Origin of the sequence: Aquimarina sp. EL_43 (genome assembly GCF_943422735.1) — a bacterium.
GTDB classification, from domain to species: domain Bacteria; phylum Bacteroidota; class Bacteroidia; order Flavobacteriales; family Flavobacteriaceae; genus Aquimarina; species Aquimarina megaterium.
The window spans coordinates 3,787,041-3,803,974 of the sequence record NZ_CALSBR010000001.1; the positions used below are offsets into that span (position 1 = coordinate 3,787,041).

Consider the following 16,934-nt stretch of genomic DNA (forward strand, 5'->3'; position numbering starts at 1 on the left):
CAAAAGTAAATTGAACTACTCGTTAACCCCAGTGTTTTTAGGGTTTAGGTATAAAACTATCGTTTTTAGGGACAAAAATTTTAACGATAATTAGCACTGTTATAAAACAGTTGATTTTAGGTACAGAAAATTATAAGGATAATAATTGTTTCTTATAACTTTTAGAAACAGGAAGCTCTATTTCGGTCAAGTATATGGTGTTTTGATCCTTCCAGGATTTAAAATGAGATGGATTAATGAGATGTGAACGGTGTACCTGAAACAAAAAATCCAAATCTTCTTGTAGTGCTTTTAACGAAGACCGAATTAGTTTAGAATGCAATACATTGTTTTTTAGATAAAAAATCTCGACATAATTCTGTGCATTAGAAATACAAATTAATTCTGATTTTTTAATTTTTAAGATGTCTAACTTATTCTCTCCTTTAATCGTTACTATATCTTCTTTTATAGGTATTAATTTGATTAAATACCTTCTGGCTATAACAACAACAGGTAGCGCTACCAAAGCGACTCTTAAAGTAATGATAGTATTGAATTCAAAAAAAGTATAATTACCATTCAATAACGGACTTTTGTAAAAAATAAATGTTCCTATAGTATAGAGTACTTGATAAAAAACAATAGCTCCTATTTCATAACTAAAAGACCATTTCTTTGTTTTATCATAAATATATTTTTGAACCACACTTAAGCATCCATACACCAAAAATGCAATGAAGTTAAATCCTACACTTATTCTAATCCAACCCGTTAAACCTATGCTTCCATCATCAAATGGTCTTACAAAAAAAGCAAAAACAAAACCCCAAAGACCAATAAATATTCCTACTAATAAGTGATGTTTGATTGATGGGTTTAGTGTATTCATCTCCATTTTTTGCTTGTTACCAACGTGTAGTAAACTCAGTCTTAGCATTGTTGATTAAATCGTGTTTGTGTAGCGATCGCTAGAGCAAACTATTTGATCAATAGAGTTTACGAAGTGTTATGTTTAGTTTATTTGCTCAAAGCTAAGAAATTTTATTTTCCATCCACAGCGAAAGACAAACAGTGTTATAAAAGCAGGTCTGGGATGATAGCGTACCCCCATATCGACAAGGGTATACCCCCTCGTTGATATGGGGTCGAATGTATCAAAAGGTAGTTCGAGCTGATATTTTAATGCTTCGAAGAGTGATGATGACCTTTCGAAGGGATACAGTGAGAGATCGAACTGATATTATATGGCCTAGAGGGCTTGGCAGGAGGGATAAAAGTGATTTTTTTTGGGGTTCGATGCCATAAAAGGAGTCTTCGAAGGACTTCGGTAACGCTTCGAAAGATGTCTTTAAGGGGTAATAAGCATCCCAATAAGAGGTAACTGCTATAAGACAATTGTACCAGGTAATGCTTTGGGTTATGTTTCTGTATATAAAATGCTATAAAAAGCTATCTGTAAGGATAGCTTTTTTGATTACTATTTATAATTCTTACTATTAAAACTCTCTAACAAAACTTACGTTAGTTATCAATCCTTTCTCTATTTTATAAATAGAAACATATTTAGTCGGTTTTCCATCATTGGTAACTATTTCATGATTTATAACATAAGGGCCATTGGTGATTTGATTTTCTATTTTAACCGACACCAATTTATTTTCGAAATCTGTTTTAAAGATAGATGCTAACCTATCTGAACCGGTTCCCATTAATTTATCTGGATAAGTAAACACTTTTACATTTTTATGGTACAATTTTATAAATTCATCGTAATTATGGGCATTAAAAAGCCTCATTCGTTCATTTACTATTTCTAAAGGTGTTAAATTTGATTCAAATTGTTCGCTTGGATTTGAATCTACTGCGTTTTTTTCGGCTTCAGTATCACATCTTGTTATTAAAAGAAGTGCTAACAATAGTAGTAGTGGTGAATAAATAATTATCTTTTTTTTCATGATGAAGTATTTTAGTTTTTAGGGAAATTTTTATCGTTTTTTATCTCTTTAATTTGCTCAATATGGCGATTGGTATGCGAAGACATGTAGAGAAAAACCTGGTAAAGATCTATGCTTCCAAAGTTGGCAAAATGGTTTCTTAAGTCATCTTCTGTGGTCTTTATATAATTGATGTGTTTTTCTCTTTTTGCTTTAAATTCATTAATAGTTGTTTTGTGATTACCATACTTTCCTATGGGTTCAAAATCTTTTTGAGTTTTTGTTTTTTCTGTACGATTGTGTACATGTTCTATTAATTCTTTATCCGTGAATTTTAAGTCTTTCCGCCTTTCAGGATCCGAAGGAAGCTCCAAAGATTCTTTAAGTATTTCAAATACCTCATTTTCTAAAATTGTAATGTGTTCTGTGCATTGTAGTATTGACCAAGACGATTCATTAATTTTAAAATTGAGCTGTGCTTCACTTAATCCATTTAATATGTCTAATAAATTACCTTTAGAGTTATTTAATTCGTTGATTGCAAAATCTCGCTCTACTGGTGTCAATTTATTATTAGAAACCGAACAGTTTACTAGTAAAACAAACAGGATAATTAATTTTTTTTTCATTTTTTAACGGGTTTACATATTATCTGATTTTAATTATTCGCTCTGTTAAACCTTTATTTTTAAAATAATCTTCCAACTCCAAAGATTCTCCAACTTGAGCATGGTGTAGTAAAGTGAGTCCGTGTGGCCCTTTTGCAAAAAGCAATTCGGGATAAGCATCCAAAACTGGGGTTACTAATTCTGTTCTCCCTAGCATGGTAAGAGCAAAAAGGTTAGCTCTTGCACCTTTAGATATTAAATAGTTTACAATCTCCTTATTACCTAAATGAGAAGCACCTTCAATGGCTTCTTCAAAGTCACCATTACCCCAATCATAAGAGGCATAAATTAGATTTGGATATTCATTAAGCATTTCTTTAACCAGTCCTAATTTTGAATGTCCGGCAACAACAAAATCCTTTACTAATTTTTCATCTAATTGATTAGATTCTTTTTTTTGTTGGCTTGAACTACTTTTCTGTGCTTTTAAAAGTAGATAAGTAGGTATCGTAACAGCTGTTCCAATTCCTAAAAGCGATCCATATATAAATTTTTTTCTGTTCATTTATTTGAATATTATACAATGAACTCATCTTGGGTAATGCTTTTGCCTGCAAAATTCACATTTTGCACCCTAATTTTGCTATTTTTTTCACCGTAGCTAAGACTATGCTGAAAAAAAATAATTTTACTATGGTACAAAAGCCAAACTTTTCGGCTTAAAACCACTACTCAAGATGAGTTCAATACAATATTCTGTAATAAATGATAGAAATACTTTAAAATACATGTACCTTTTAACGAAAAATAGAAGTTTTTACCGCTTTCTATAGACCGAAGGAGTAAGTCCCGTTTTTTTCTTGAAAGCAATATTAAAAGAAGTCACATTACCAAAACCAGATTCGTAGGCAATAGTTGCAATTTTTTCATTAGAGTATTCGGCATCTTTTAATAGGACTTCAGCTTTTTCAATGCGATACTGATTTACAAACTCGTAAAAATTTTGTTGGGTGTTTTCGTTTATAGCTTGTGAAATTTCCCGTGCTTTTACATTTAATTTTTCAGCAACAATTTTTAACGTAATAGTATCATCTAAAAAAACATGTTCCTTTTCAAAGAGTTTCTTAATACTTTGAAATAATGCTCTAGAGCTGCTTTTGTCTAAACGCGAACTATCATATTTTTGGAGATTAAACTTATGTCTATTTAAAAAAAGATAGCTAAACGCATAAATTAGTAAAGAATAAAATATCGGTCCTCTTATATAATACATTCTAAAATCGAAAAGATTTCCTACATAATGCAGCCAAATGAGTGTAGAGCCTATTAATATATTACGATACCAATTTACAATACTGTTAGATGCATTCGAACTATTTTTTCGTAAATATGACCATGATAGTACCAGGTAAAAAAGCAAATGAAAAACGACAATCCCATAGTTCCAGAACGATTCAAAATTTCCGTTTCTAGGTATAAATGGGATCAAAAAAAGAAACAAAACGAAAGGCGTAAAATGGATGTAGTATGTATATGTAATTTCTTTATTCTTCTCAAAAAGAGTAATTCCATATAACCAAAGAGAAGGCGCGGCAAATAGAATACCAGAAACGCCAATATTATTTTGCCAATTCTCTAATGGTATGTAATAATTTAATACCGATTTACCAATTCTAATAGTAAGACCTAATAAAAAGAGTCCTAGAAAAATATTAGACTTTCTATGGTTATTCTTAAGGGTAATTAAATATATACTTAAAAAAATCCCCTGTGCTAAACCAAGGGATGCAAGAATTAGGATAAGACCTGTTGTTAACATTTAATTAATTTAAAACTTTTTAATCAGTAATAGACTTATTAACGACAAAAATCAATTTTTTTCAACTAAAATTCTTTAATGAACATGTTTATTTAAATAAATATTATGATCTAAATCGATCTAAATGTGCTACAACAAAGATATATATACCAGCATATATATTCGTTTGTAACCGATAGTACGGATTTGCAATCCGTACTATTAAAACTTTAAAATAAATTTAAAACAATTTTATCTATAACTGGACTGTAGCTTACCGATAGGCGATTATGATTTCATATACAGTATTATGAGATGTTCATTTCTTTTGGATCAATTGAAAGTACTTAATTGCTATATATCTTCTTCAATTTTTATTTCGCCAGTCTTTTTACCACAATTGATGACATTAATAATTGTTGGTTTTTCTGGTTCAGTCATATCAAATATTATAACCGGATACTTTCCTTGATTAGTCCAGGCAAAACAAATAGCATAATTTTCAAAAACACTAATTCTTGTCAAATAGAGTGTTTCATTAGGTTCTGTAAAAGAAAAAGCATAAACTGTTTCTTTTAATTTTGAATCTGTTACAACTATCCTGTATTTATCCATTGCCAGCGCATATCGGTCTGTTTTAGCTTGAAGCTTATTTATAATAGAGAACAACTCCTTATACTTTAAACTAAACACCTTTTTTGGATCGATTGCAACGATTGATTCATTTTTTCTTAAGGTAATAACATAAGGATTACCTGAAGAAACTGTGCCAACAATCTGCTGGTCTACTTTAAAAAGCTGTTTTGGCCCACTATTAATAGAGATAAAAGATGTCATGTGAGGAAATTCAGGAACAATAATTCCCATTTCTTCAATTGTATCACCTAATTTGAACCACCTGATTTGATTTTCTTCTTGAATTAAAAACAGCGTATCATCTATTATCTTTATAGATGAATACCACGGAGTTCTACCATCAACCTTAATTTTAACCTCAATTTTTTCTACCTCTTCTAAATCTGGATTGAGGATATAAAAACCATATGCCAATACGTTACATGCATACAATTTATCATCATGTATAAAAAATCCTCCCGTTTTTTCACGTTTTGTTTCTATTTCTAAGGAATTTTCATGAATGGCGATTTTCCATAAAGTAACTCCTGTTTTTTTTGCTGCTAGTAAATTATTAGCTAGTATTTCCTCTGATTCTTCACTATCATCCGAAACCTCTTTCCTAAAAGGTTTAGTTAAGACATATATATTCGATTGATATAACTCAACTTGTACCGGCTCTTGATCTAACCTAAGGGATAACAGCTTACTCGAGTTCAAGTATACCAACGAGATGTCTCCATTTTTTTGAGCTATTATCGCTTTCTCAGAGTCTAATGTCTCTGCCAAAGGTTGACTTTCAAGTTCCGTTTTTATTATATTCATTCGTTTTAGTTTATGCGCGAAACTAAATCTTTAAATTATTTATTTCATCCCTGTTTTCCGTGAAATTTATGAAGCATTTCTCATAACGTTTGGCTAAACTGCGTTTTAATGCAGTTTAGGTGTTGTTGTAGCGTGTTTTAATTTTTATTCATTTTTTATTCTCCAATTTTTTATTAGTTCAGTTCTTTGTTCTTCTTCAATAAAAGGCTTAATATTTCTTAGTTTAAATAAGTTCTTAAAATCTTTTGATATAAGATTTGATTGATCGTTTAAAAAGGTGTTAGAGTCTTTATTAAATTCAATTATTTCATCTGAGTTTAATTCTAAAATTAGATTTCCTTGAAAAAAACCTTCTTCATAATAGTAATCTATAAAAATTCTATTTTCAGCCATTGATTTATAGACAACACTATTAAAAGGTTTAATTAAGATAACTTCTAAGTCCTTTGGAATAGTATCTTTTTTCTTTATAGTTGTTTTCGTACTATTTGACTTTGAATTACAACTTATAAAAGTCATTAATCCAATGGTAATTAAAAGTCCGATTATTATATATGTTTTTATTTTCATTCGTGTTCGGTAATGTGCTGCAACAAAGATATATATGTGCCAGTAGATATATGATCGATAGTACGGATTTACAACTAATACCGATAGCGCAGATTTGCAATCTGTGCTATCGGGTTATGTTTCTGTATCTAAAATGCTATCTGCTAACTACTATAACCTTTTGTGCATTTTGACATTTTTGAATCCCAAATTTGTCAATTCGAGCCCTTAGATACATTCAGGACAGGCCTTGCCGAAGTACATTTTTCTTCGTTCACTATAAAAGACCACACCTTATATTATCTTAAACAAATTTCCTAATACTCATCATATAACCTAAATGTAGTCCTTCGTGATAATTATTGAATTCGAAGGCATCCATTAGTGAACTTAAATGAAATCCTGTTCCTGTCATTCGTTCATTGTAGGTATCAAAATTCCCTTTATGAAAATCATCTTCTGTTTTTTTAATCATAGACATTAATAAAACTTTTAGTTCCTCTACTTCGGATTTAGTTGTTAGCCCTGTTGGTTTTGTGCCAGGTTTATAAAGCCCATATAGTTCGACAGGAATATGACCATTAAGTCCAGAACCTTTATAGATTAACGCTTGTTGAGCAACTATTATATGCCCGATATTCCAAATCAGATTATTGTTAAACCCATTGGGTATAATATTTAATTGTTCTAGTGTGTGTGTTTCAAAATATTCTAAGTAGAGTTTTCGACTTGTTTTCCAAGCTTTAAATATGGACTCCATTTCTGTTTCTTTAGTTATTATACTCATCATTTTTTATGTGTGGTAACAAAGATATACATGTTCCAGTACATATATACCGATGGCGCAGATTTGCAATCTGTGCTATCGGGCAGTTTTTATTTTTTAGGTAAATACAATTTTAGTTTTCTAATTTCCAATTCGTCTACATGTCCCATTTTACTTTCGTCTTTTGTTATCAAGTGCATATGTACATATGAATCGTGATGTGTAAATACTCCTTTATGTTCGGTCGAGAAAAAACCAACTATTTCAACATTTTCATTAAACAATTCATAATTGGTTTGTCCTTGATGGGCTTCTTGAGGTGATGATACTTTTGTTCCTTCTGGCAAGTTCTGTATATGAATAGTTGCACTTGTTTGCCCGATTAATTTGAATACAAAAGGTCTTTTAAAATCAGTTGTTTTATTGTCAATGAATTTCTCTACATCTTTAATTGTCCTAACATTGGCAGGTAATTCAATTTCATTCCATTCTGTTACGTTTCCGTAAACCAAGAAAGGTGCAGAAACATCAAATGTTTTTTTAACGGTCATTGTCGAATCAGAAGTCACTTTTGATACATAACTTTTTCCATTATTAATCAGCAATTCTCCTGTTAAATAGCTTTCTGGTCCAATTGCATAGAGGCCATTTTTGTCAGCAATAGTATCAAGGTTAATACTGCTACCTAACTCTCCTTTCCACATCACATTTTTCATCGCTCCGACAATTTTAATATCGGTGTAGGTTTCTATTTTTTTAGAGCTATCTTTTTTGTGTGTAGAATTACAACTTATCAGTCCAATTGCCAGAAGTGTAAATGCTATTTGTTTTATATTCGAATTCAATTTTTTTCGTTTTGTCAAATTACCACCAACAAAGATATATATTCATCAGTAGATATATATCTGTTTATAATGATCGGTAAACGTTTGTTTGTGTTTTTTATACTGTAATTTCTCTAATACCGCTATTGGAGTCCCAAATTCGTCAATTCGAGTGCTTCGACCATAGGAAGAAGTGTATCGAGAATAGAATTTGGGATCAAAAAAGCTATTCTCGATACATTTTGTCTTTATTTCATTACGACAAAACACTCGAATTGACGCTTTTTTATTTTTTTGAACATGGTGATAATCTAATCCATTAGGCGTGCTTTATAACTCAAAAGTCGTATCTTCGCATTGCGAAACTTATCAAAATAATATTAATGATGCATTTATCATTCACTAGGTTTAAATAAAAATACTGGAGAGGCAAACGGGTGTAAGTCCCGAAGACCTTCAAGGCATCGCTTTGATGAGTTTCGCGGTGACCTCTCTTTTTTATTCATCTTAATCCATTAAATTATGCGAAACTCAAATGGTCAATGTCCTTGTACAACAAACGAGGCGAATGAAACAACACTCAACACACCTTTACATCCCAAAGAAGTAGATCTTTTAGGCTACCTTAGATACCATGGGGTTGATGATCTTATTAATTCCTTAAAAATGATTCATGACTTTGCATTGTATCATACCGATTTGTGTTTTGATACCGAAGAAAAACAAGCACTACTAGACCTAAAAATCTTATGGCAAGGATTAGAACAATTAGAAACTTTGTAGCGCTAGATTTTTTGAAATGGTATAAAAAGCTATCTGTAGGGGTAGCTTTTTTTGGTTCTAGTTTTGTGTAGTTGGTTTATTGTGGTTATCTGTACATGTTTCTCAATGATGACAAGGATTTAAGGTACAAATCCGCCTATCGGGTTATTATGTGTTAATATTCGTTTTTGACACTGACTTTAGCAATGATGAGTGGATTCGGATGTAGTCGAATCCGCCGTAATTGAGGATACATTGTTAGGTGCAGTTTTTTATTAATCAAATGTTGTTTTCCAATTTTCTGAAGAATTTGCTTTAAAACATAACCTTATTTGTTCTTCGGTATTTTTTTCAGTTGCGAGTAAAGGTAAATTATCTACAGCGAAGAAATTCCGTTCAGTTGTTTCAATATTTGGAATAAATTCTGCATTGTCTTCCAAAATATCGCATTGGACAAAAATTTTACAAACACCATATGCGTATAAAGGTTCATTGTGTTTATTCCTGTCTTGAACTGCAATTATACTTAAAGGTTTTACAGTAAATCCAGATTCTTCTTTTACTTCTTTTATCGTATTTGATTTTATTGATTCGTTAACATCAACCCAACCTCCTGGCATAGACCAAGTTCCATTTTTTTCTTTGACTAAAAGGATTTTATTATTGCGAAAAATAGCTGCCCTCGTATCAAGTTTAGGTGTCTGAAAACCTGTTTCATTACAAAATACGTCTTTTACTTTTTCTAAATTCCATCCAGATTTTAAACTCATTATTTCTGCTGAAATTTCTCTAATTCTTTCAAACCTTTCCAAGTCAAATGGGTCTTTTGAGTAGGTAATTCCAGTTTGTGAAATAAATTGAAGCTCTATTGCCCATTTTAACCAAGGATTTTCTTTGTCAGAATCATTGCTTTTATTCATATTTTTAAGCTTTGTTATTCAGATTGCACCTAACAAAGATATATATGTACTAGCACATATATATCCTTTTATAATTATTTGCAAACGTATGCTTGTGTTTTTACACTATAATTTCCTGGCGATGCTTTCTAATACCGCTATCGGTTAATCCTATCTCATAGGCTTCGGCATATACCTCGTCGCGGGCTTCTAATTCGTTCCAGGCATCGTTTAGTAGGCTCATTTCTATCCTATCCAGATCAAAGACATCATTATATTTTACGGTTTGATTTAATTCTTTCTTTTGATTTGGCTCTTGTAGTAATACACTAATAATCTTTCTTTGGATACCTTTAATAATCTGTTGATCTTCTTCGTGATGGTCTTTTAGGTTATATTTTACTTCGAGATGCTCTAATAATCCTTGTACTATTTTTTCTCGTTCGATATTCTTGTCTTCAGAAATTTCTCTGATTTTACGGCTCAATTTGTTCATTTTTTTAAATCCCTTGTTTTCTTGATGTAGCGATGTAATATACCGTAGGTATATTTTAGGTACTAAACTACTATTCCCTTTTTAGATATTTTTACGGGAACCCGCAGGAGTGAGATAAAAGTTTAGTTCTAATGTTATAGTGTTCTGTGAGCTATTACTTTTTGGGCATCACATAAGAAACATTAAGTAGAATTAGAGCATCGAAGTAAAAACTTGATTTGGATCAAAAGTTTGTGTTTGTTAAATCTATAATTTTGCTCTCGGGTGTTAAAAAAGAACTTACCAGCGGGAGAATATATCGGTTAGAAGATCTCGATGAGCTTTTACAAGGCATTAAGGATGATACCTATATCTGGAAAAAAGAGATTATAGAAGGAAAGTCTGAAAAAATTCACCTAATTGGATATCCAAAAGAGTAGGATATTGTATTTCGTAACCCAATCTTTTTTATGAATTATCTCAATGTATTTCTATAAAGATGTCTTTATTGTCATTCTCTAATGGAGATGGTTCGAGATGAGCATGCCCGATATCATAAATTTTACCCGATACTTTTTCTATTTTATACGATGATTCCTGAAATCGCGATACGACACTTACTGCATAATGATTCTCATGTTCTCTAATGATCATATCATCCTCAAAATCCTCTACATTAATAGAACCAACTTCACTACTCTTATTAATAGATTCGATTATAAATTGAGTATTTTTCTTTGTGTCTTCTGTATGTTTATAAAATAGGATTTCCTTTTTATGATCAAACGCTGTAGGGTTAGAAACCGGATGGCGAGAAGTTACTTTTTCTATTAGGAGTACCGTAGCATCAAAATAGAAAACAGTTTTTTGAGGTAGATATTTTATGGGATTACTAAAGGAAATAAAAACCTCTTTACCATCGGTAGTTACTCTAATTTTAGAGAAATTTTCTGTCCCAGCTCCTTTACCGACCAGCTGTAGAGCAGATTGCACGATAGTATTCTTTCCCGAAGCTATAATTTCTGTGACTTCTTTATTCATTGTAATATCTTGAGAAAAACATGTAGTATGGTGTAGTAGAACTAGAACTAGAGAGAATATGGTAAAACATTTCATTAACTCATTTTTTATGAGTACTAAACTACCGTAATGATTTTTATATTCCTAATGATAAGAAATAGGAATATACATTTGACACCGGCGCAAAACCCATTGTATATACCAATTATGATCCAATATGTTTTTTGGATTTTACTATTATATAATTAGTTTTTGATAATAGTTAACCTCTGGTGCTTCTATTAAAAAAGCAGTGAGCTTTGCCATGACCCCATTGTTAGAAATAAAAGCTATATAATCTGTATGGTGACTTTTACTTAGCCATTCCTCATAAAATACCATTTCATTAGCCTCTTTGTCAAAAAGTATTTTTACAGATAAACAACCATTAAACCCTCTTACATTAGGTAGATTCTCTTCAAGAAAATTCATGAGATTATTTACCATAGAATTTTTGACTTTTGATTTTAAAATTACTTCACAACTTGTTCTCATTCGTTTTTATTTAATCAATATTTGAAGCAAAAATAAAAAGCAAAGAGTTCAATATTCTTAATCTAAATTAAGAAATGAACTTAATGTGTAAAATTTACCTGTGCATTGAAAACGAGGGAAAAGAAAAAACCTCGACCTAGCGCTGAAACCTGCGCTCTTTTTGTTTATGTGATAGATGAATTTTAAATATTCTTAGCGAACAATTTATTCGATGGTTATTTGTTTATTATTCCGCGTATAAAGTGGAAAATATCGCTATTCATAAATTAATCCTTTTTGAGGTATCCCAGTTGCAGCCTATTTTTATGTGATCAAAACTAATATATTATGCTCAATAATGAATACTCCTATCTTCGATGTGATCACTGTGGAGAAATTTATAATAAGAACGAAGTACATAGCTTTTGCTTAAAAGATAATCAACCTTTGGTTGCGCATTATAATATGCGTAATCACTTCTCTAAAAATGATTTACAAGGTAGGCCGACAACGATGTGGCGATACCATGAGCTGTTACCAGTAGAAAAAGAAGAGAACCGCATTAGCCTGGGAGAAGGGTTTACACCACTTCTGGCATTATCAAAACTCGAATCTACCTATAACCAATCTCAATTATTGCTTAAGGACGAATCTGGTAATCCTACAGGTTCTTTTAAAGCTCGGGGAATTAGTATGGCAGTAAGTAAAGCAAAAGAACATGGGATTACAGCAATGTGTATCCCTACTGCCGGAAATGCAGGAAGCGCTCTTAGTGCGTATTGTGCTAAAGCAGGAATCAAAGCTCATATTTTTATGCCAGAAGAAACTCCTAAAACGTTTCAGCTAGATTGTGAAATCATGGGAGCTAATGTTACTAAGGTAAAAGGAAATATTGCAGATGCTGCCAGTATGATGAGATCAAAAAATGATGGATCCTGGTTTGACGTATCTACATTGCAAGAACCTTTTAGACTAGAGGGAAAAAAAACAATGGGGTACGAAATAGCAGAGCAGTTACAGTGGAAATTACCAGATGTAATTCTATACCCTACAGGGGGAGGTACCGGATTAATAGGAATCTGGAAAGCCTTTCTTGAAATGAAAGCCTTACAGTGGATAGATCAGATTCCTACCCGAATGGTAGCTGTTCAAGGAGATGGATGTAACCCTATTATTACTTCTTTTCGCAAAGAAATGGATCATATACCAAAACATGAGAACCCTGCCCCCACAATAGCCAATGGATTAAGAGTGCCAAAGCCGTTTGGAGATCGATTGATCATGAAAACATTATATGAAAGTAACGGAACAGCCATTTCTATTTCTGATCATGAAATAAAAGAAGGGATGCAGGAATTTGCAAAAATAGAAGGATTATTTATTTCTCCAGAGGGCTCTGCAGTATGGGCAGCATATAAAAAACTAAAGCAGACCCATTGGATAAAAGATAATGAATCGGTAGTACTACTTAATACTGGTTCTGTATATAAGTATACCGAAAATTTATATTCATAATTTATTATTTAAGAGAAAAACAACTTGTTACTGATCCAAAAAAACTGGTAACTACATAAGATAAATACTGTTTCACTGAAAACAGGGTAGTGTAAACAGTGTATGGCTTCTACTTTTGGATTAAATAATTGATTAGCAAACAGCCACCTAATACAGTGACTAGGGCTTACTATGCTCTGTATTGTACATTCAATTATTGATAATCACACATTTAATTCTTAAATAACAAACCATGAAAAAAACATTTTTTAAAACTCTTTCTGTTTTGATGCTAGTTATCTTTATAAGCAGCTGTGAAACCGATGACGGTACTCTTGATGCTATCCAGGAGCAATCAAAAGAGACGATAACCGATAACGCTACTACGAAGATGAGACCCTTTGAAGATCCTTTCTTTAAAATTACAGGATTTGATGGCCCTTATGATGTGATTAATGGTGAGTATGTACCTCATATAGGGACTTATGTAAAGGTAACGGCAAATAATCCTTTCGGGTTTTGGAAAACTACAGGATGTTTTAAACAAGTAGGATCACGATTTCTTAGAACAAATAAAGAAAAAGGCTCAATTATACATTATGTAAAAAGAGCAGAAGGAGGATTTAACAGTGTTGGGCGTAATTTTATTGCAATTCCTGTAGTATCGCTACCGCCACCGCCGCCGCCATGTCCTACCGGTGAACATACCAAAATGAGACAAAGCTTTTCTACATATGCTGCAGCCAGTAATTATGATGAGAGATATACATATAACTGGACAGTGGTTAATAAAGGAAATACATACCACGGAACGGGAAGTAGTATTAGACTGCGAGGTTATGGAAATTTTAATGTCACACTTTCGATTGCCCAGGATGGCTGTACTACCCAAACCAGGACTCAAAACTTTTATGTTAATATAGGAAGGTAATTAGGCAGCAGACTTGCCTTCAACATTTGAGTTATAAGCATACAAAATAGGTATATCTAATGTAGTATGGCCATGGCTTGCTATGTTCTGTATTGAATATTCTAATTATTTACAATTACAGATCTAATTCATAAAACAACAAATCATGAAAAAAACAATTTTAAAAATTGCTTCAATTCTAATGCTAACCATCTTTATTGGTAGTTGTGAAAAAAAAGATAGCAATCTTGATATATATGATCATGAAATGAAGGAAGTTCCTTCAGAAACAGTTTCAAATAAAAGAAATGAGAATAATAAAGCTACAAATGTTGCAGTTAATAAGTCTTCTAAATTATGGAAAATTCTGAAATATGTACCAGGTAAAGTTATTGTTGAAAATGGACAAACTATTCCGGAAGTAGGTGTTAATATAATTGCAGAAGGATATCACCCTAATTTTCTTTTTTGGATAGTAGACGGCTGTTTTGAAATTGTAGGGTCTGACGAAGAACAAAAGGTAACAATCAAAAGAGTCAATAAAAATGAGGGACATATTTATTATACATATATGGAAAATAATAATATCATGTCAAATTATAGAAAGTTTGTTGCTATTCCTCCAGATCATTCTTCAACACCATGTCCTACCAGCGAGCATACCAAAATGAGACAAAGTTTTTCTACATATACTGCGGCCAGTAATTATGATGAGAGATATACATATAACTGGACAGTCGTTAATAAAGGAAGTACATACCATGGAACAGGAAGCAATATTAGACTGCGAGGTTATGGAAATTTTAATGTCACGCTTACTGTTACCCTGGATGGTTGTACTACCCAAACCAGAACTCAAAACTTTTATGTGAATATTGGAAGGTAATTAGGCAGCAGACTTGCCTTCAACTTTGAGTTACATAGGCATATCTAATGTAGTATGACCATGACTTGCTATGCTCCGTATTGAGTATTCTAATTATTTACAATCACACATCTAATTCATAAAACAATAAATCATGAAAAAAACAATTTTAAAAATTACTTCAATTCTAATGCTAACCATCTTTATTGGTAGTTGCGAGACAGATGATGGTACTATTGATAATCTCGAAGGAGAATCAAAAAGCTTATTAACAGAAAATCAGTCAGAAGGTTATCTTAATGACAATGCCAACGAAGCAATGTCCCAAACCGACCCTGTTTATTTTAGGATTATAAGCTATGACAACCCTAATGGAAAAGCCTATTCGATTATAGACGGAAAAATCATAGTATATGTAGGAACATATATAACTGCAGAAGCAGAAGGCCCTGGATATTGGAAAGTTACTGGAGATTTTAAGATTATAGGAGACCCTACCAAAAGGAGAGTGCGAATTCTTCGAACTGGTAGAAAAGCTTCGTCTATCATATATATGTATCCAGTACCAAGTGGAGAGGCTGGTACTGTACTTACTTTTGTAGAAGTTCCATCATCGGTTCCACCTACAGCTTCATGTCCAAGCAGTGGACATACAATGATAGAGCAAGTTTTTAATTCTGTTCTTGATGCCAAGAATTATGATACCAAGTATACCTATAAGTGGAAAATTGTTCATAATGGCCGTACCACTTATAAAACAGGACGAAGTGTTTTGTTAAGTAAAGGAGGATCTACCATTACCCTTTCTGTATCTAAAAATGGATGCACTACTCAGTCAAGTGGACCTAAAAACTACTTTGTTAGATAAGAGTAGTCTAAATTTGATGTAAACAAAAATTACCCTATTAAACAGGCTGTCTTTTTAGACAGCCTGTTTTTATTATTTAGTAAAATTATGACAGGCAGACTGCTATGATAAATTAAACCGTTCTTTTAGAGCTTGTTTAACGCGTTCTAAACCCGCCAGGATATATTCTTTGCGTTCTCCAATCCCTATTCTGAAATGATGGTCCATCCCATAACAATCTCCTGCCAAAATAAATACACTTTTTTCTGTTCGTAACCATTCTGCCAGTTCGGTAGAATTAATATCTAAATTGTATTTTATAAATAACATTCCGCCACTCTTTGGGGGTACATATTCAAATAAATCCCCATATTGATCGAGCCATTGCTTTACTACTATTAAGTTTTCATTAAGCATGGTTCTGTTTCGGGTTAGTATTTCTTTACGTTTTTCGGGTCTTAATGCGATCTCACCAATATAATGACTCATAATACCTGCAGTAATAGAGGTATAATCATGGTATGCCCATGTATCTGCAATTAACGTTTCTGGTCCTATTAACCATCCCAAACGTAATCCGGGTAGGGCATAAGCTTTAGACAACCCACCATTAACCATAACCTTATCATACATCCCAATAAAGCTTTCTATGATTTCTCCGTTTAATTCTGCTCCACGATATACTTCATCACAATATACCCAGGCATCTACACTCTTTGCGATAGCTACGATTTCCTGCATTTCTTCAGAAGAGAGCGTATATCCCGTAGGATTATTAGGATTACATAGTGCAATCATTTTTGTTTTTGAAGTGACCAGGGTCTTTAATTCTTCGATATCGGGTCTCCATTTGTTTTCTTCACGTAAATGAAATGCTTTTGGGATGCACCCCATTTCTTCGGCAATACCCCAGATCTGCATATAGTTGGGGACCATCATAACCACTTCATCTCCTTTTTCTAATAAAGTATGGCAAGCAATAAAATTTGCTTCAGAAGAACCATTGGTAACCAATACATTTTCTTCATTGGCTCCATTATACATAGCACTAATCCTTTTACGCAATGGGATAGAACCGTTAGTTTGCCCATATCCTAAAACAGTATTGGTAAGTGTATCTATCTGATCCTTCTCTAATAGTTCATTAAGCGTATAAGGATGAAAACCACTTTCGGTAAGATTATAATCTACCGTGTTTTCAAATAAGGATTGTACTCTTTCGAGCTCAAAAATTGGAATATTCATTCT

20 protein-coding genes are annotated in these 16,934 nt (G+C 32.3%); 6 read left to right on the forward strand and 14 right to left on the reverse strand.

Going from position 1 to position 16,934, the window contains the following annotated elements; all coding sequences use genetic code 11:
* Nucleotides 1-130: 130 nt before the first annotated feature.
* The 9 genes from NNL09_RS16255 to NNL09_RS16295 all read right to left on the reverse strand — a co-directional run bounded on the left by NNL09_RS16255 (nt 131) and on the right by NNL09_RS16295 (nt 7,922).
* Entirely contained in the window at nt 131-871 is a 741-nt protein-coding gene (locus tag NNL09_RS16255) for a LytTR family DNA-binding domain-containing protein (protein WP_196909882.1), read from the reverse strand.
* A gap of 607 nt (nt 872-1,478) precedes the next feature.
* Complete coding sequence (locus NNL09_RS16260; protein ID WP_196909883.1) at nt 1,479-1,937, reverse strand: nuclear transport factor 2 family protein; 459 nt, start codon at nt 1,935-1,937, stop codon at nt 1,479-1,481.
* Nucleotides 1,938-1,948: 11 nt separating this feature from the next.
* Nucleotides 1,949-2,545, reverse strand: a complete 597-nt coding sequence (locus NNL09_RS16265) for a DinB family protein (protein ID WP_025664788.1) — start codon at nt 2,543-2,545, stop codon at nt 1,949-1,951.
* A 19-nt stretch (nt 2,546-2,564) separates the two neighbouring features.
* Nucleotides 2,565-3,089: a hypothetical protein gene (locus NNL09_RS16270; protein WP_109852272.1), complete on the reverse strand. Its 525-nt coding sequence runs from the start codon at nt 3,087-3,089 to the stop codon at nt 2,565-2,567.
* Between the two features lie 252 nt (nt 3,090-3,341).
* Nucleotides 3,342-4,343 carry an AraC family transcriptional regulator gene (locus NNL09_RS16275; RefSeq protein ID WP_196909884.1) on the reverse strand — a complete coding sequence of 334 codons (1,002 nt, stop codon included), beginning with the start codon at nt 4,341-4,343 and terminating at the stop codon, nt 3,342-3,344.
* A gap of 333 nt (nt 4,344-4,676) precedes the next feature.
* Nucleotides 4,677-5,762, reverse strand: a complete 1,086-nt coding sequence (locus tag NNL09_RS16280) for a hypothetical protein (RefSeq protein WP_196909885.1) — start codon at nt 5,760-5,762, stop codon at nt 4,677-4,679.
* Nucleotides 5,763-5,906: 144 nt separating this feature from the next.
* Entirely contained in the window at nt 5,907-6,332 is a 426-nt protein-coding gene (locus tag NNL09_RS16285) for a hypothetical protein (RefSeq protein ID WP_196909886.1), read from the reverse strand.
* Between the two features lie 283 nt (nt 6,333-6,615).
* On the reverse strand, nt 6,616-7,101 hold the full coding sequence (locus NNL09_RS16290) for a DinB family protein (protein WP_231389080.1): 486 nt from the start codon (nt 7,099-7,101) through the stop codon (nt 6,616-6,618).
* 86 nt (nt 7,102-7,187) lie between these two features.
* Nucleotides 7,188-7,922 (reverse strand): acetolactate decarboxylase, encoded by a 735-nt coding sequence (locus NNL09_RS16295; RefSeq protein WP_231389081.1) that lies wholly within the window; start codon nt 7,920-7,922, stop codon nt 7,188-7,190.
* A gap of 501 nt (nt 7,923-8,423) precedes the next feature.
* Here NNL09_RS16295 and NNL09_RS16300 point away from each other — a divergent pair.
* Nucleotides 8,424-8,684: a hypothetical protein gene (locus NNL09_RS16300; RefSeq protein ID WP_196909887.1), complete on the forward strand. Its 261-nt coding sequence runs from the start codon at nt 8,424-8,426 to the stop codon at nt 8,682-8,684.
* A gap of 254 nt (nt 8,685-8,938) precedes the next feature.
* Here NNL09_RS16300 and NNL09_RS16305 read toward each other — a convergent pair whose 3' ends face one another.
* Complete coding sequence (locus NNL09_RS16305; protein ID WP_196909888.1) at nt 8,939-9,583, reverse strand: NUDIX hydrolase; 645 nt, start codon at nt 9,581-9,583, stop codon at nt 8,939-8,941.
* Between the two features lie 100 nt (nt 9,584-9,683).
* Nucleotides 9,684-10,058, reverse strand: coding sequence for a hypothetical protein (locus NNL09_RS16310; RefSeq protein ID WP_196909889.1), 375 nt, complete (start codon nt 10,056-10,058; stop codon nt 9,684-9,686).
* A gap of 218 nt (nt 10,059-10,276) precedes the next feature.
* On the opposite strand from NNL09_RS16310, the gene NNL09_RS16315 reads away from it, so the two are divergent.
* Complete coding sequence (locus NNL09_RS16315; protein ID WP_196909890.1) at nt 10,277-10,477, forward strand: hypothetical protein; 201 nt, start codon at nt 10,277-10,279, stop codon at nt 10,475-10,477.
* Between the two features lie 40 nt (nt 10,478-10,517).
* Here NNL09_RS16315 and NNL09_RS16320 read toward each other — a convergent pair whose 3' ends face one another.
* Entirely contained in the window at nt 10,518-11,078 is a 561-nt protein-coding gene (locus NNL09_RS16320; protein WP_196909891.1) for a hypothetical protein, read from the reverse strand.
* A 216-nt stretch (nt 11,079-11,294) separates the two neighbouring features.
* Complete coding sequence (locus NNL09_RS16325) at nt 11,295-11,591, reverse strand: putative quinol monooxygenase (RefSeq protein WP_196909892.1); 297 nt, start codon at nt 11,589-11,591, stop codon at nt 11,295-11,297.
* A 327-nt stretch (nt 11,592-11,918) separates the two neighbouring features.
* Between NNL09_RS16325 and NNL09_RS16330 the strand changes: the two genes are divergently transcribed.
* The 4 genes from NNL09_RS16330 (at nt 11,919) to NNL09_RS16345 (ending at nt 15,707) form a co-directional block, all read left to right on the forward strand.
* Nucleotides 11,919-13,085 carry a threonine synthase gene (locus NNL09_RS16330; protein ID WP_196909893.1) on the forward strand — a complete coding sequence of 389 codons (1,167 nt, stop codon included), beginning with the start codon at nt 11,919-11,921 and terminating at the stop codon, nt 13,083-13,085.
* Between the two features lie 232 nt (nt 13,086-13,317).
* Nucleotides 13,318-13,995 carry a hypothetical protein gene (locus tag NNL09_RS16335; RefSeq protein ID WP_196909894.1) on the forward strand — a complete coding sequence of 226 codons (678 nt, stop codon included), beginning with the start codon at nt 13,318-13,320 and terminating at the stop codon, nt 13,993-13,995.
* Between the two features lie 145 nt (nt 13,996-14,140).
* Nucleotides 14,141-14,860 carry a hypothetical protein gene (locus NNL09_RS16340; protein WP_196909895.1) on the forward strand — a complete coding sequence of 240 codons (720 nt, stop codon included), beginning with the start codon at nt 14,141-14,143 and terminating at the stop codon, nt 14,858-14,860.
* A gap of 133 nt (nt 14,861-14,993) precedes the next feature.
* Nucleotides 14,994-15,707: a hypothetical protein gene (locus tag NNL09_RS16345; protein ID WP_196909896.1), complete on the forward strand. Its 714-nt coding sequence runs from the start codon at nt 14,994-14,996 to the stop codon at nt 15,705-15,707.
* A 102-nt stretch (nt 15,708-15,809) separates the two neighbouring features.
* Here NNL09_RS16345 and NNL09_RS16350 read toward each other — a convergent pair whose 3' ends face one another.
* Nucleotides 15,810-16,931: an aminotransferase class I/II-fold pyridoxal phosphate-dependent enzyme gene (locus NNL09_RS16350; RefSeq protein ID WP_025664808.1), complete on the reverse strand. Its 1,122-nt coding sequence runs from the start codon at nt 16,929-16,931 to the stop codon at nt 15,810-15,812.
* Nucleotides 16,932-16,934 lie beyond the last annotated feature (3 nt).

Excerpts from the sequence above, each read along its gene's own strand:
- NNL09_RS16255 (WP_196909882.1), bottom strand. The coding sequence starts at position 871 with ATGAATACACTAAACCCATCAATCAAACATCACTTATTAGTAGGAATA.
- NNL09_RS16260 (WP_196909883.1), bottom strand. The coding sequence starts at position 1,937 with ATGAAAAAAAAGATAATTATTTATTCACCACTACTACTATTGTTAGCA.
- NNL09_RS16265 (WP_025664788.1), bottom strand. The coding sequence starts at position 2,545 with ATGAAAAAAAAATTAATTATCCTGTTTGTTTTACTAGTAAACTGTTCG.
- NNL09_RS16270 (WP_109852272.1), bottom strand. The coding sequence starts at position 3,089 with ATGAACAGAAAAAAATTTATATATGGATCGCTTTTAGGAATTGGAACA.
- NNL09_RS16275 (WP_196909884.1), bottom strand. The coding sequence starts at position 4,343 with ATGTTAACAACAGGTCTTATCCTAATTCTTGCATCCCTTGGTTTAGCA.
- NNL09_RS16280 (WP_196909885.1), bottom strand. The coding sequence starts at position 5,762 with ATGAATATAATAAAAACGGAACTTGAAAGTCAACCTTTGGCAGAGACA.
- NNL09_RS16285 (WP_196909886.1), bottom strand. The coding sequence starts at position 6,332 with ATGAAAATAAAAACATATATAATAATCGGACTTTTAATTACCATTGGA.
- NNL09_RS16290 (WP_231389080.1), bottom strand. The coding sequence starts at position 7,101 with ATGATGAGTATAATAACTAAAGAAACAGAAATGGAGTCCATATTTAAA.
- NNL09_RS16300 (WP_196909887.1), top strand. The coding sequence starts at position 8,424 with ATGCGAAACTCAAATGGTCAATGTCCTTGTACAACAAACGAGGCGAAT.
- NNL09_RS16305 (WP_196909888.1), bottom strand. The coding sequence starts at position 9,583 with ATGAATAAAAGCAATGATTCTGACAAAGAAAATCCTTGGTTAAAATGG.
- NNL09_RS16310 (WP_196909889.1), bottom strand. The coding sequence starts at position 10,058 with ATGAACAAATTGAGCCGTAAAATCAGAGAAATTTCTGAAGACAAGAAT.
- NNL09_RS16320 (WP_196909891.1), bottom strand. The coding sequence starts at position 11,078 with ATGAATAAAGAAGTCACAGAAATTATAGCTTCGGGAAAGAATACTATC.
- NNL09_RS16325 (WP_196909892.1), bottom strand. The coding sequence starts at position 11,591 with ATGAGAACAAGTTGTGAAGTAATTTTAAAATCAAAAGTCAAAAATTCT.
- NNL09_RS16330 (WP_196909893.1), top strand. The coding sequence starts at position 11,919 with ATGCTCAATAATGAATACTCCTATCTTCGATGTGATCACTGTGGAGAA.
- NNL09_RS16335 (WP_196909894.1), top strand. The coding sequence starts at position 13,318 with ATGAAAAAAACATTTTTTAAAACTCTTTCTGTTTTGATGCTAGTTATC.
- NNL09_RS16340 (WP_196909895.1), top strand. The coding sequence starts at position 14,141 with ATGAAAAAAACAATTTTAAAAATTGCTTCAATTCTAATGCTAACCATC.
- NNL09_RS16345 (WP_196909896.1), top strand. The coding sequence starts at position 14,994 with ATGAAAAAAACAATTTTAAAAATTACTTCAATTCTAATGCTAACCATC.
- NNL09_RS16350 (WP_025664808.1), bottom strand. The coding sequence starts at position 16,931 with ATGAATATTCCAATTTTTGAGCTCGAAAGAGTACAATCCTTATTTGAA.